This is a genomic window from Winogradskyella sp. PC D3.3 (genome assembly GCF_054366245.1).
This window is the reverse complement of record NZ_CM135962.1, coordinates 3,625,072-3,638,766: the sequence shown is the minus strand read 5'-3', so window position 1 is coordinate 3,638,766 and position 13,695 is coordinate 3,625,072. Positions and strand designations below refer to the sequence as shown.

General features: G+C 32.3%; 17 protein-coding genes. 11 read left to right on the top strand and 6 right to left on the bottom strand.

The window, feature by feature from the left end:
* Nucleotides 1-2 precede the first annotated feature (2 nt).
* Both ACXGSQ_RS16150 and ACXGSQ_RS16145 read right to left on the bottom strand, forming a co-directional pair.
* Nucleotides 3-926, bottom strand: coding sequence for a hypothetical protein (locus ACXGSQ_RS16150; RefSeq protein WP_458627179.1), 924 nt, complete (start codon nt 924-926; stop codon nt 3-5).
* 313 nt (nt 927-1,239) lie between these two features.
* Nucleotides 1,240-1,605 (bottom strand): hypothetical protein, encoded by a 366-nt coding sequence (locus tag ACXGSQ_RS16145; RefSeq protein WP_458627178.1) that lies wholly within the window; start codon nt 1,603-1,605, stop codon nt 1,240-1,242.
* A gap of 264 nt (nt 1,606-1,869) precedes the next feature.
* Between ACXGSQ_RS16145 and ACXGSQ_RS16140 the strand changes: the two genes are divergently transcribed.
* Nucleotides 1,870-2,823 (top strand): bile acid:sodium symporter family protein, encoded by a 954-nt coding sequence (locus ACXGSQ_RS16140; RefSeq protein WP_458627177.1) that lies wholly within the window; start codon nt 1,870-1,872, stop codon nt 2,821-2,823.
* 199 nt (nt 2,824-3,022) lie between these two features.
* Here the strand turns inward: ACXGSQ_RS16140 and ACXGSQ_RS16135 are convergent, their stop codons facing one another.
* Nucleotides 3,023-4,387: an NAD-dependent succinate-semialdehyde dehydrogenase gene (locus ACXGSQ_RS16135; RefSeq protein WP_458627176.1), complete on the bottom strand. Its 1,365-nt coding sequence runs from the start codon at nt 4,385-4,387 to the stop codon at nt 3,023-3,025.
* Nucleotides 4,388-4,585: 198 nt separating this feature from the next.
* Between ACXGSQ_RS16135 and ACXGSQ_RS16130 the strand changes: the two genes are divergently transcribed.
* The 6 genes from ACXGSQ_RS16130 (at nt 4,586) to ACXGSQ_RS16105 (ending at nt 7,315) form a co-directional block, all read left to right on the top strand.
* Nucleotides 4,586-4,918 (top strand): YtxH domain-containing protein, encoded by a 333-nt coding sequence (locus ACXGSQ_RS16130; RefSeq protein ID WP_458627175.1) that lies wholly within the window; start codon nt 4,586-4,588, stop codon nt 4,916-4,918.
* A 3-nt stretch (nt 4,919-4,921) separates the two neighbouring features.
* The gene (locus ACXGSQ_RS16125; protein WP_458627174.1) at nt 4,922-5,269 is read left to right on the top strand and encodes a hypothetical protein; all 348 of its coding nucleotides are present in this window, start codon (nt 4,922-4,924) and stop codon (nt 5,267-5,269) included.
* Nucleotides 5,270-5,324: 55 nt separating this feature from the next.
* Nucleotides 5,325-5,528, top strand: coding sequence for a DUF6327 family protein (locus ACXGSQ_RS16120; protein ID WP_458627173.1), 204 nt, complete (start codon nt 5,325-5,327; stop codon nt 5,526-5,528).
* Nucleotides 5,529-5,723: 195 nt separating this feature from the next.
* Nucleotides 5,724-6,158: a hemerythrin domain-containing protein gene (locus tag ACXGSQ_RS16115; RefSeq protein WP_458627172.1), complete on the top strand. Its 435-nt coding sequence runs from the start codon at nt 5,724-5,726 to the stop codon at nt 6,156-6,158.
* Between the two features lie 292 nt (nt 6,159-6,450).
* Nucleotides 6,451-6,900 (top strand): ferritin-like domain-containing protein, encoded by a 450-nt coding sequence (locus tag ACXGSQ_RS16110; RefSeq protein ID WP_458627171.1) that lies wholly within the window; start codon nt 6,451-6,453, stop codon nt 6,898-6,900.
* Between the two features lie 253 nt (nt 6,901-7,153).
* Nucleotides 7,154-7,315, top strand: a complete 162-nt coding sequence (locus tag ACXGSQ_RS16105) for a DUF1328 family protein (RefSeq protein WP_047547597.1) — start codon at nt 7,154-7,156, stop codon at nt 7,313-7,315.
* A gap of 103 nt (nt 7,316-7,418) precedes the next feature.
* Here ACXGSQ_RS16105 and ACXGSQ_RS16100 read toward each other — a convergent pair whose 3' ends face one another.
* A complete protein-coding gene (locus ACXGSQ_RS16100) occupies nt 7,419-7,898 on the bottom strand; it encodes a hypothetical protein (RefSeq protein ID WP_458627170.1) in 480 nt (159 codons plus the stop codon).
* 214 nt (nt 7,899-8,112) lie between these two features.
* Between ACXGSQ_RS16100 and trxB the strand changes: the two genes are divergently transcribed.
* The 4 genes from trxB to ACXGSQ_RS16080 all read left to right on the top strand — a co-directional run bounded on the left by trxB (nt 8,113) and on the right by ACXGSQ_RS16080 (nt 11,859).
* The gene (gene trxB, locus ACXGSQ_RS16095) at nt 8,113-9,096 is read left to right on the top strand and encodes a thioredoxin-disulfide reductase (RefSeq protein ID WP_458627169.1); all 984 of its coding nucleotides are present in this window, start codon (nt 8,113-8,115) and stop codon (nt 9,094-9,096) included.
* Nucleotides 9,097-9,267: 171 nt separating this feature from the next.
* Entirely contained in the window at nt 9,268-9,858 is a 591-nt protein-coding gene (locus ACXGSQ_RS16090) for a YceI family protein (protein WP_458627168.1), read from the top strand.
* Between the two features lie 40 nt (nt 9,859-9,898).
* Nucleotides 9,899-11,200 (top strand): hypothetical protein, encoded by a 1,302-nt coding sequence (locus tag ACXGSQ_RS16085; protein WP_458627167.1) that lies wholly within the window; start codon nt 9,899-9,901, stop codon nt 11,198-11,200.
* A gap of 59 nt (nt 11,201-11,259) precedes the next feature.
* Entirely contained in the window at nt 11,260-11,859 is a 600-nt protein-coding gene (locus ACXGSQ_RS16080) for a YceI family protein (protein ID WP_458627166.1), read from the top strand.
* Nucleotides 11,860-11,866: 7 nt separating this feature from the next.
* Here the strand turns inward: ACXGSQ_RS16080 and ACXGSQ_RS16075 are convergent, their stop codons facing one another.
* Complete coding sequence (locus ACXGSQ_RS16075) at nt 11,867-12,703, bottom strand: GIN domain-containing protein (RefSeq protein ID WP_458627165.1); 837 nt, start codon at nt 12,701-12,703, stop codon at nt 11,867-11,869.
* A 256-nt stretch (nt 12,704-12,959) separates the two neighbouring features.
* Nucleotides 12,960-13,688, bottom strand: a complete 729-nt coding sequence (locus ACXGSQ_RS16070) for a head GIN domain-containing protein (RefSeq protein ID WP_458627164.1) — start codon at nt 13,686-13,688, stop codon at nt 12,960-12,962.
* Nucleotides 13,689-13,695: the final 7 nt, after the last annotated feature.

Below are 13,695 nucleotides of genomic sequence, written 5' to 3'. Positions count from 1 at the left end.
TATTAAAACAGTATATCAATATGCAATTCGCTTCTTTCTCCTTCAATACCTGGTGTAAAATCAGTTGAAACTTCGGTGCCTTTAATAATGTCTCCGTCTGGATTCTGAAGTCTAAAATTTAAGGTCCAGTTTCCGGTCATGGTATAATTAACTGTTCCGTAATACAAGCCATCTTCCTGTTGTGTTAAATCTTGATTGTTTGGAGATGAGTGATTTCCCATTGAAGGTTCTGGCATTCTGGGATCTAATAATAAAGTGTAGTTGGAAACTTCTGTATATGAAAACTGTGAAGGGTCTGGGAATGTTCCGGCTTCATTGGAAGGTTGGTTGTATTTGTAAATTCCTGCAACCAATTCGTTTTCTGCAATTTTAGGTTTCTGTGGTGCAACCAAAGCGATAAAATATTGCTCTTCATCATTGGCTGTAAAAGCAGTCATGTTTAAGTTCATGTTCGTTTGTTCTTCAACAATGATGTCTTGATTTACAGTATAGGTTTCTCCATTATCTGTAAATGAAATATGTACTTCCCAGTTTTCTAACTCATTACTTTCACTTGTAAATACAGCGTAACCAGAATAGTAATCCTCTATGGTGTTATAATCTAAATTATAACGATGTGGCCCCGAAGAATTATTACCATTGTAATTCGTGATAATTGGTAAGAACGTCACTTCTGAAGCACTTAAATTTTCGTCAGTTTGAGTGTTGGTGATTTTTAAACGAAATTCGTTGTAACCTTTATAGAAGGTTCCGTTTAAAGCTTCTATGCTGATTTTAAAATCACCTTCATTGATGGCAACCACTTCATCATAATCAAAATGTTCTATAATTACGGTGCTTATTTCAGCTTCGTAATCGGTTTTATCTAGGGTGCAAGAGGTAACAGCAACAAATAGTGCAGTCACAGAAAAAATAATCTTTTTCATAACTAATAACTGTGTTTTATTAAAACTCATAGGGGTGTAGTCGCACCAATGACTATGGTCTTTTTATTAAAAGCAGACCAAAGCGCAAATCGGGCCAATAATATTATTGATGATAATAATAACGACTACAAAATAATAAGATAGATCACTTGTTATACAGAATTGTATAGACACTTTTAGCGTTTTACGCGTACGATATTTTGTTATATGCTGATAAAATATTTGTCATATAGGCATATAAGCGTTTGGCGTATAGTGAAATGCTAAAACATTTACTAAACACATTCTATAAGTTAAAGTGTATCTATTTAAATTAAGCGAGTGGTGGATGGAAAATAGAATCCATAAAATGAAATTTATAAACTCTATTATATGAAGAAATTATTTTTGAATTTTGCTCTATATGGGAAAAGGCAAGTGTATTAAGATAAAGATCTTGAAAGAAGACGACTTGATGTTCTGTTGAAGAAGAGTGGTTTTTGTCGTTACTTTTTTCTGAATCTGAAGCTTTTGCTAATTCTTTTTTTAAATGACATTTACCGTTACAAGCTAATTCGGGTTTGTCTTTATTGACGCAAAGTTCATTTTTAATATAGTCATAAAAAGCAGCGTATTCCACAAATGGAATAGTAGGTTTGAGAAGCATAAACAATGCTAAAAAAAGTGTAGCTGTTTTCACAGCGCAAAGGTCTTTATTTTTTTTAAAATTCCCTAATATTTTAAGATTTGAAATGAGTCATAAAAAGCTTTTAAAAATGGTTGTTATATTAGCTTCATTAAATCTAATACTGCTTTCAGTTAGACTTGATTTACTATTTGTAAACCTGTTTAGGTTTTCAAAAAATAAGATAATTAGCTTGTCTTTTTTGTAATTAAATGATATTATTTTAGAGCATTAAATAAAAGAGACTTTATTTAGTAGACAGAAACAAAGTGGCCATACATGAATAAAAAGGTTGATAAATTCGTCATATCCATTATTATAGTAATCGTTTTAGCTTATTTCTTTCCAGAATGGGGAATAGAAAGTAGTCAAATTCCTATTGACGCTATTAGTGCGATAGGCATTTCGCTTATATTCTTTTTTTACGGACTTAAGCTAAATCCGACGCAACTTAAAGCTGGGCTTAAAAACTGGAAACTGCATCTTTTAGTACAAGGTTCTACATTCTTGTTATTTCCGTTATTAATTTTAGTGTTACGTCCTTTAATTCAAAATGAAGAGCAAGAGACCATTTGGTTAGCCTTCTTTTTCTTGGCAGCATTACCTTCTACAGTATCGTCTTCTGTAGTTATGGTATCTATGGCTAATGGGAATATTCCTGCTGCAATTTTTAATGCTAGTATCTCAGGAATTATAGGTATTGCAGTTACGCCCCTTTGGATGGGATTGTTTGTAGAGCATTCACAAGCAGATTTTGATTTTATGGACATCTACATTAAGCTTATTGTTCAAATCATTTTACCTGTAATTTTAGGGCTCTTATTGCAACGTTTTTTTGGTGAATTTGCTCGTAAGCACAGCAGTAAATTAACTTTGTTTGATAAGTCTATAATCTTACTAATTATTTATAAGAGTTTTGCATCATCGTTTTATAATAATATGTTCAGAGCAGTGTCACTTTTAGATCTACTTTTACTTTTAACAGGAGTCTTGTTGCTGTTTGTAACTGTTTTTTTTCTCACAGGTTTTATGGCTAAAAAATTAAATCTCAATAAGGAGGATCAAATTACAGCACAGTTTTGTGGTACAAAAAAATCACTCGTTCACGGTACGGTCTTTTCTAAAATATTATTTGGTAATATGGCTACGATAGGTGTGATTTTGCTGCCTCTTATGTTATTTCATGCGATACAAATATTGATTATTAGTGTGATAGCATCAAATAAAAAATGAGCTAGTAAATGCTGTTTAAACTGAATTACTAATCCTTAAAACCACTCAAAGTGAATTCCAGAGGCAACAACGGCTCCTAATAAAATAAGGAGTATTATAATTATGATTCAAGCTCCAAATTTTGTTTTTTCATCCTTCTGAAGGATATAATCCCTCGTTTCTTCGTCTTCTTCTTTTACAAATTTCATAATTGTAGATGTTATTTATTAATATACACAGTTTTCTTATTTACGAAGGCTAACATACCTTCCTTAGATAATTCACGACCATAACCAGAAATTTTTGTACCTCCAAAAGGTAGTCTCGGGTCAGACTTTACCATTTCATTGATAAAAAAGGCACCATCTTCAATGTTTAATATGCGCTCGGATGCGGCGTCATAATCTTTGGTAAAAATCATTGTACCTAATCCAAATTTTGAATCTGAAGCCATGTTATATGCTTCTTCCTCTGATTTTACTTTTATCACGGCAGCTAAAGGACCAAAGGTTTCTTCTTTAAATACAGGCATTTCACTTGTAACATCGATAAGTATTGTAGGTTCGTAGTAGGTGCCTTCTCTTTTATGGCCTAATAAAACTTTAGCTCCTAGGTTTATAGATTTTTGAACTTGTTCTTCTAATATTTCAGCTAAATCTTCTCTAGCTAGGCAAGATATTGTTGTTGCTTCTTCTGTTGGATTTCCGTAGTTTAAATTTTCAACAGCAATTGTGAATTTTTTTAGAAACTCGTCATAAATGCCTTCTTCAACAATAAAGCGTTTTGCAGCAATACAACTTTGACCAGCATTTTGCATACGGGCTTTAACAATAGTTTCGATGTGTTTGTCTAAATCGGCATCGTTTAAAATGATACAAGCGTTATTTCCACCTAATTCTAAAAGTGAAGGTTTTAAATTCCTTCCTGCTATTTCTGCTATTTTACGACCAGCTTTTTCACTTCCTGTTAATGATACAGCTTTAACGATATCATTTTCCATGAGTTGTTCTATGTTCTCGTGGTTTGTAATTAAAGTTTGAAAGCATCCTTTAGGGAAACCTGCATTAGTAAATAGTTTTTCAATGGCTATAGCACAACCCGTAACGTTTGTTGCGTGTTTTAAGAGTGCTACATTTCCGGCGGTTAATGTTGGAATAGCAAATCGGAAAACTTGCCAAAAGGGAAAATTCCAAGGCATAATTCCTAAGATACACCCTAAAGGATCGTAACTAATAAAACTTTCGTGTGCGTCGGTGTCTATGAGGTCGTCTTGTAAAAATTGTTCGGCATTTTTAATATAAAAATCGATGAGATAAATGCATTTTTCGATTTCAGCTTCGCTTTCTAAAATGGGTTTTCCCATTTCTTCAGTCATTAAAAGACTTAGTTTAGACTTATTCTTATAAGTTTCATTGGCCAAATTTTGTAGTAACGCTACGCGTTCATCAATTTCAAAGGCCTTCCACGTTTGAAATGTTTGATCTGCTAATTGTAATTTATTGTTTAATATGGATTTAGAATCAAGAGTATAGGTTTCTAAATGATTTCCATTATATGGATTGTATGTTTTTATGCTTGTTTTCATAATTGTTTAAATGTGTTTCAAATTTAAATGTATGAAACAAATTAGATTAATTCAAACACTAAAATGTTTGACGCTTATAATAAATAGCATTACAGCTAATATTGCTATGTAAAGAGCTAAGTTATAGATTATGTTGATGATACCTTTGTATAACAGCAAAACGCTGCATATTAAAAACTAATTATAAAACATAAAGACATGAGTAATAACGGAAATACAGTTTTAGGAATTTTAGCAGGAACAGCAGTAGGAGCAGTTCTAGGAATTTTGTTTGCACCAGATAAAGGGAGTGTAACCAGACAACGCATTGCAGATGAAGCGGCATCAAAAAGAGATATGATGGCTGAGAAGGCTACAGAGTTAAGAGATTCTCTTGGTAATACGATTTCTTCACAAAAGGAAAATTTAGATCATCAGGTAGAGGCTATCGTATCTAATGCAAGTTATAAGGCGGAAGATGTCATCACAACACTTGAGGCTAGGTTAAAAGATTTGAAAGCAAAAAATAAAAATCTTCAGAAAAAAGCATAAGCGATGGGTGTATTTGAAGATATTAATTACACAACAGAAAAAGCTTCACATTTTGGTGAGCGCTACATAACGGCGTCTCACCAATATTTTAGGCTTAAGATTTTTCAACAGTTGACGCTTTCATTAAGTATGGCGACTAAGGTTTTAGTTGTTGGTAGCTTTTTGTTTGCAGGATTTATATTTATGTCCATTGCAGCGGCCATTGAGTTAGGGAATACGGTAAATAGTGTTGCGCTTGGGTTTCTTTTAATAGGACTCATTTATGTTGTGCTTTCTGTTATATTTTACTTGTTGCGAGGTAAACTTAATACCTATATCATTAAGAAAGTGGGGTTGAAATTTTTTAACTAAGATTTACGGATGAAGCTTCAAAATCAAAAAAAAGTATTGTAAATAATAAAAACAGATGAAAACTTACACATCATTTAAGGATATAGACAGCGATTTAAAGCGTTATAAGTTAGAGCGTGATATTGCCTGGGAAGAGCTAAAACTGATTAAAACCGAATATAAAGAGGATTTACAACCTCTAAATTGGATTAGTTCTGCACTGAAATTAACGGGTAAATATAGTTTTATAGCGATTATAAGAAAATGGCTTTTTAAATAAGCTAAGGTTGTAGATCGTAGATGATACAATGCAGTAGTATACCTATTCCTTCCTTATTGGTTCAAAGACCATTGGTTGTGTCGCCTATCTCTTTTATGATGATTCCATTTAAGCTTTAATTGGATAGAGAAAAACAAAACATTAAAGTGTTTTTATTTTTAATAATGAACATATAGATTAACCAAAACAAACCTTATGAATATTTTTGAAGCCATACGAAAAGATCACGACATTCAACGCAACCTTTTAGATAAGTTAGTGGATACCTCTGGTGACACTAAAACAAGAAGTGATTTGTTTAAGGAACTCACAAAAGAATTAGAACGTCATGCTAATGCTGAAGAGCGACACTTTTATAAACCATTAATTCCATCAGATATGATGCAAGAACACGCTAGGCATGGTATCGCCGAACATCACGAGATTGATGAACTTATAGAAACCTTAGAAAACACGGAAATGGATTCGTCGGCTTGGTTAAAAATAGCAAAAGATTTAAAGCATAAAGTAGAACATCATTTAGAGGATGAAGAACATACCTTCTTTCAGTTATCTGGAAAGGTTTTAACGGATAAACAAAAACAAGATTTGGCTACTAAATATAATGCCTATATGGAATCGCATAGATAACCGTTTTAAATGGTTTTATATAAAGTTATCGCTATTAGGTGTTGGGGCAAGGATTTGCAATCTATAAAAACTTAAGCGCTATTTTTTTGATGAAATTTTTGAAAAGCATAAAAAATAACAGCTTTTACTTCAGTATGTGTTTGAGTTAATCTCTTCAGTAATTGGACTAATCTAAGGGGTGTAAGACGCGTATTTTTAAAGTGTGAAAGTTAGTGTTCATAAAGACACTCAAGATGTTATAAGGTAGACATCGATTAGTGAAAATTACCTTTAATTTTTAATACATAATATCATGGAAACATACACAGAAAAAATAGGTAGTAAACTGAATAATTTACTCGAAAAAAATTATGATGCCGAAAAAGGCTATCATAAAGCAGCAGAAAATACAGAACATTTAGGTTTAAAAACATTTTTCGGTCGTAAAGCGCAAGAACGAAAAGCTTTTGGACATGACCTTAAAACCGAAATTAAAGCTTATGGCCAAGACGTTGATAAAGGCGGAAGTTTTACAGGAGTGGCACATAGAACTTGGATGGATGTAAAAGCGTTGTTCTCCGCAGACAATGCAGAATCAATGTTAGAAGAAGCCATTAGAGGAGAAAAAGCGTCAGTTGAAGCGTATAAAGATGTTTTGCAAGAAACAGCTTTGCCTGAGAGTACTAAATCGATTTTATTAACTCAGAAAAGTCAAATTGAAACTGATTTATTTGAGGTCAAATCCTTAGAAAGTTTAAAATAAATATGAGATTCAAATCATTTTACAAAAGCGTGTCCTGCTATTATAGGATGCGCTTTTGTGTTTAGAGGAGTATTTTGTTTTACATCAAGAAAAAGCGGATTTTCATCTTGAAAATTCGCTTTTTCATTTTACAGATTAAGTGATGCTAATTCCGTTAATATCAATAGCGTATGAGCAAACGTCTTTCCTAATTATATATCATCTTTGTAATGAAGGTTAGAGATTCTAACTTAATTAACTAAAACCATAAATTATGTTACGTTGGACAATCACATTCGTTATAATAGCAATCATAGCAGCGATACTCGGGTTCGGAGGCATTGCAGGAGCTGCCGCAGGAATCGCTAAAATTATCTTCTTTATTTTTATAGTGCTTTTTGTACTATCGTTATTAAAAGGAGTTATAAAAAAGTAAACAACGCCATTCAGTGCGTTTATTAAATAAAAAACAGTCTTGGAATTTATACTTCTGAGACTGTTTTTTTTGGGAAAAGCAATTCAATGGTATCACCATTATTTCACTCTACACGCGTATAGTTTTCAGAATAAATACGATTACCTTCTTCATCTAATTCAATTTGTTGAAAATGATTTGTTTGCAAATCTAATTCAAATTTAAAAGCTTTCCTTTCTGCAATCACTTCATTCATAACTGCAGATCCAAAATCTAAGACTTCCGTTAATGTGTTGCCTTTGTAATTATAGGTGCCATACCCAAACCATTCAGAAGAATCCGCTGGTTTGTGTTTACACCACATCACTTTTGTATCTGTATACATTTTTAATTGCCTAGAGGCAGGATTTGTTTTAAAAGAATCTACAACAACATTGTCTTTATAATTATAGAAGCCAACAAGTTTCCATGTGCCGTTGAGTTTTGGGCTATTTGTGTCTTGAATTTCTTCTATTTCTACTACTTCTGTTATTTCTGCGGTTTGGTCTTTACAAGAAGATATAAACACAAGTCCAAGGCTTAAAATTATAATTTTATAAGACATGATATCTAAGGTTTTGCTGTTAAATAGCTTTAAGTTACGAAATTATAGGCAGAATGAACTTCGATTTAAAATATTTATACCACTATAAGTACTGTTAATAACTTCTATGTAAGGATTTATTGAAAAAACCTACTTTTGTTTTAGCTAATCGCTATTGATATTTAAGGAATTAAATATTTTGAAGATAGGGGTATTAAATTATAAAATACAAGATATGTCTGATACAATTGAAAAAGTAAAGTGCTTAATTATAGGTTCTGGGCCAGCAGGTTACACAGCTGCAATTTATGCGTCTAGAGCGAATATGTTTCCTGTTTTATATCAAGGAGAACAGCCTGGAGGTCAGTTAACGACAACAAATGAAGTTGAGAATTTCCCTGGTTATCCAGAAGGAATTACAGGACCAGAGATGATGATTGAGTTGCAAAAGCAAGCTGAACGTTTTGGAACAGATGTAAGACATGGATGGATTACTAAAGTTGATTTCTCTGGTGATGTCCATAAAGCTTGGGTTAATGAAGAAAAAGAAATTCATGCCGATACGGTTATTATTTCCACAGGGGCATCAGCAAAATATTTAAACTTACCGTCTGAGCAAAAGTATTTAAAACTTGGAGGTGGAGTTTCTGCTTGTGCAGTTTGTGATGGATTCTTTTATAGAAATCAAGACGTTGTAATTGTTGGAGCAGGTGATTCTGCTTGTGAAGAAGCTCATTATTTATCTAAACTTTGTAAAAAAGTAACCATGTTAGTACGACGAGATGAATTTAGAGCCTCTAAAATTATGGCTAATCGCGTTAAAAATACTGAAAACATAGAGATCTTATTTAATACTGAAACAGATGAGGTATTAGGTGATGGGCAAGTGGTTACGGGAGTTAGAGTTGTTAATAACGTAACCAATGAAAAACACGATATTGAAGCTACAGGTTTCTTTGTTGCAATTGGACATAAGCCAAATACAGATATTTTTAAGGCGTATTTAGATTTAGACGAAACAGGTTATATTATTAATGCAGAACCAGGAACAAGTAAAACCAATATAGAAGGTGTATTTGTAAGTGGTGATGCTGCAGATCATCGTTACAGACAGGCTATTACAGCAGCCGGAACAGGTTGTATGGCAGCACTAGATGCTGAACGTTATTTAGCTGCTAAAGATTCTGATTTTGAAGTTGCGACGTCTAGTTACAATTAAAAAAAATAATTAATTATAGTTGAAGCCGAAGTTGAATACTTCGGCTTTTTTTTGTTGAAATATTTAAAGTTTCAAAATTGTTAATTTTTATGAGAATGTTTGCGTTATGACTTTTGTCATAATTTAAAAGGCTTTTTATGTCAATCTTTGTCGAAACATAAAAACATAACTATGAAGCATTCAATTAAATTTCCGGTATTTTTTCTAACAGTTTTTTTTAGTTGTCTATTTTCTTTCCAAACTGTATTATCTCAAAATTACATATTAAATAATTCGTCTTCTGTATTGGAGGTACATGGTACATCATCTTTACATGATTGGACATTAGAAACAGAAAAACAATCAGGTAAAGTCGTTATAACAAATGCAGAAGATTTAGAAATTAGTAGCCTTAGTTTTTCTGTAGAAGCCGAAAGCCTTAAAAGTGGTAAGTCTTCAATGGATAATAACACCTATAAAGCGTTAAAAACCGATGATTATAAAACGATAGATTTTAAGCTTACATCTGTAAAGCAAGTTGATAAATTATCGAATCAATCGTTTAAAGTTTCAACGCTAGGAAAGCTTACTATTGCTGGTGTTACAAAAACGATTACTCTTGATATGACATTAAACATTGATGGAACTAAAGTTTTACTTAGTGGAGAAAAATCATTTGAAATGACAGACTTTGGCGTTGATCCACCTAAAGCTTTATTAGGAACAATTAAAACAGGTAATACCATTAAAATCGTCTTCAAATCTGTATTCGACAAAAAATAATAAAAACCACATATAAACGATCAACTAAAAATTAAAAATTATGAAATCACTATTAAAACTCGTAAGCTTTGCCATTGTCTTAACAATGGGGTATACTTTATCAGCCCAGACAAAAAGTAAAAGAGACTTTGATAACTATAGGCAACCAGATCAACGAGGTATAAATGTTTTTGAAGCTAAAAAAGATACTATTACCACTTTTGAAGACTTATATGTAAGAATCGGAGGTTCTTTTGCTCTGCAATATCAAGCTTTAGACAATGAAAATTCAGGTGTAACACCTTTATCAGAAGTCGGTAGTAACTTTAACTTAGCAACGGCTAATTTAGATTTAGATGTAGCACTTTATGATGGTGTAAGTATGCACTTAAGAACCTATTTATCGTCTAGACACCACCACGAACCTTATGTAAAAGGTGGGTATTTTAAAATAGATAAGTTAGATTTCATTAGCGAAGGATTTATGGAAGACCTTATGAAACATACGACTATTAAAATAGGGCATATGGAAAATAACTATGGTGATGCTCACTTTAGAAGAAGTGATAATGCTCAAGCTATTTACAATCCATTTGTTGGAAATTTAATCATGGATTCATTTACAACAGAAGTTGGTGCAGAAGTGTACTATACAGCTGATAATGGATTTTTTGGTATGGTAGGATTTACAAATGGTAAATTAAACCAAAGCACTACAATCTCTGACGGTTCAACAGGTGGTGCAGCATTTTTAGCAAAATTAGGTTTCGATAAGCAAATCAACGATGATTTTAGATTCAGATTAACAGGATCTTTATATAATACGGGTTATGCTCCAAATGTATATTTATATTCTGCGGATAGAGCAGGTTCTAGATATTACAATATTATGCAAGATGCTTCTGCAACTAGCGATAACTTTAGATCTGGCCGTTTTGATCCTGGATTTAAAAATCAAATTACTGCAGTGATGATTAACCCATTTGTAAAGTATGGTGGATTGGAAGTATTTGGTACTGTTGAATTGTCTTCTGGCCGATCTTTTGTAGAACCTGATAGAAGAAATACAACTCAGTATGCTGGTGAAGTTATTTATAGATTTGGAGAAAAAGAAAATATATACATTGGTGCTCGTTATAATACTGTAAGTGCTGAATTATTTAATTTTGATACTAATAATGATTATAATGTATACGATGTTGATATCAATAGATTTCAGTTAGGTGCAGGTTGGTTTCTAACCAAAAATGTATTGATGAAAGCAGAATATGTAACACAAAAATATAAGGATTATCCAACAGGAGATGTTCTTGAAGATGGTCAGTTTGATGGCCTTATACTAGAGGCTGTAATTAGTTTCTAAAAAGTTAGTTCAAAAAAGGCCTTTGTCAATTGAGATAAAGGCCTTATTTTTATTTTATTATGGTTAAGATATTATTATTATTCATAACATTATGTTTTTTAGGATCTGTGAGTACCGATCTAAAATCAGAAGGCTCTGCAGCTAAAGAGTCTACGGTGTTTTTATCTTCAGATAGTTATTTGAAAATTAAAGGCAAAACGAATGTGAGTACCTTTGAATGTCATTTTGATATGACAACACTTTCAGAAGCCATAAATATTAGATATCAAGATTTAGATCATGCCATTCAGTTTGATAATACTAAATTAACACTTCCTAATATCGAATTTAATTGTGGAGGCAAGGCGATTAATAAAGACTTTAATAAATTACTGAATACAGAAGAGTTTCCCGAAATTGTACTTAAACTAAAGGAAATTTCTAGAGTGAAGCCTGATGATGATGTTGTTACGGCAACTATTGAGATTACCATAAGTAATATTGTAAGGAGTTATAAGATTCCAATCGCTATTACAAATAGAGATGATTTACATGTCAGCGGAGTAATGCCTTTAGATATTAGTGATTTTAGTTTAACTCCTCCAACAAAAATGTTGGGTATGGTTAAAGTATCACCCAAAATTGAGATTCACTTTTCTCTTAAAATTTTAGAACCGTAGTTCTTAACTAGCGTTTTTTCTTCTGTAGTTTAGCGGTGTCTTCAAATTTAGTAATTGTTATGTTAGGACTACCAAATAGATAAACTTCACTATTACCTGAAGCTGCAATAGTAATCTGTTCGGTAGCTGAAATAGTTAAGTCACTATTATCTTCTAAGCTAACCTCTGTAGTTTTAACATCAAATTTAGATCCATTAAAGTTGGTAGAATTATCCATTCTAATTACTGAGCTATTTGCGGTACCTTCAATAACAGCATCGGAGCGTAGGTATAAATCAAAATCGGCAACTTTACTATTAATTAAGGCATCTAGTTTACTATTGTCACTTAATTCTATTTTAGTAGTCGTTGCTGTTAAATTCAATCTTGTTTTAGACTTCCCTGAACTTTTATAAATAAAATTTTTAGCATTAATATTTAAATATGCTCTAGAGTCATCTGATGTGGTTAAGGTTATGTCTTCAAGTTCCATAGAGGTTAAAGATCTTATTTCGCCATCGCCATTAGTTTCAATGTTATTAAGACCATCACCATAGTTTACAGTAATATTTAATTTCTTTTTAGAAGTGATACGCGCGGTTTCTGAAAACGTAAGTACACCATCAACTACATTAAATTGAATAACCTCATGTAAATTCTCATCAGCTTCAATATTTACTGATGGCTTGCTGTTATAGACAACTTCTATTGAAAAATCTCCATTCACAACAATGGAATGAAAATTATCGATATAGGTTTGTTTTATGGTAACGTTTCTGTCTCCTTTAATTTTATTTTCCGTTTGTGCTTGTAGTAATGGTACAGTGGCAATCGTTAAAAGTAGAATAAGTACTGTTTTTTTCATGTTCTAATGTTTACTGTCCTTTAAGAGACACAAAACCCATAAAATAAGTCACTATTTATGTTTATCGACTTCGATGTGGAGTTCTGATTGTCAATATTAATGATTTCTCTTTAATATTGGTCAATTAAAAGTTAATAAACTAAGATAAGCAAAAACCATCCCAAACTCTAATTAGAATTTAGGATGGCTTTTAATAGGTTGGTTTATAGTTGTTTAATTGTTGAAATAAATAAAAAATAGACTTGTGGCCTGACTTTTAATCTTGTTTAACGCTTCCCGCAGAATTATCAGATGTATTTATTTTTTCAGGATTTCCAGAATATCTTATATCTCCACCACTTGTGGCATTTGCAGTGAGTTCTTTAGAGGTGTTTACAGAAATATCTGCACCACTTGTGGCTTTTACGTGTGATATTTGTGCTTTTAATTTAGACGCATTAATATCACTACCACTTGTAGCTTCTGCAATTAAGGTTTTGGTAGTGCCACTAACATCAATATCGCTGCCACTTGTAGATTTACATTTTAGGGTATCGGTTATGACATTTAACTCCATATCGGCTCCACTTGTACAATTAAGTTCTAAATTTGAGACCGATATGGTGTTCGTAGAATATACATCACTTCCGCTTGTCGCTTTAATGGCTGAGATCGTCTCAATGTTTAATCGCACTTTTTTAGAACGTGCTCTTCTTATGTTTTCGGTAGTGTATATGCGTAAGATGCTATTTTCTACATCTGTCATAATTAAGTCTTGAAGGTTTTCATCGGCTTCAACACTAAGTCCTATAACATCAGATTGGGTGATGTATAAGTCAATACCTTGGCTAACTTTAATTTCGTTAAAGTCTGACGAAATGTCGCGTTCTATCGTAACAACGTTGCCGTTGCCGTCAACACCTTCGCCTAAATTCATAGAGAAGTTGCAAGAGAGTATTACTAAACTAATAATACTAATGATAATAATTCGGGTTAGTGTGGTCATGATTTCT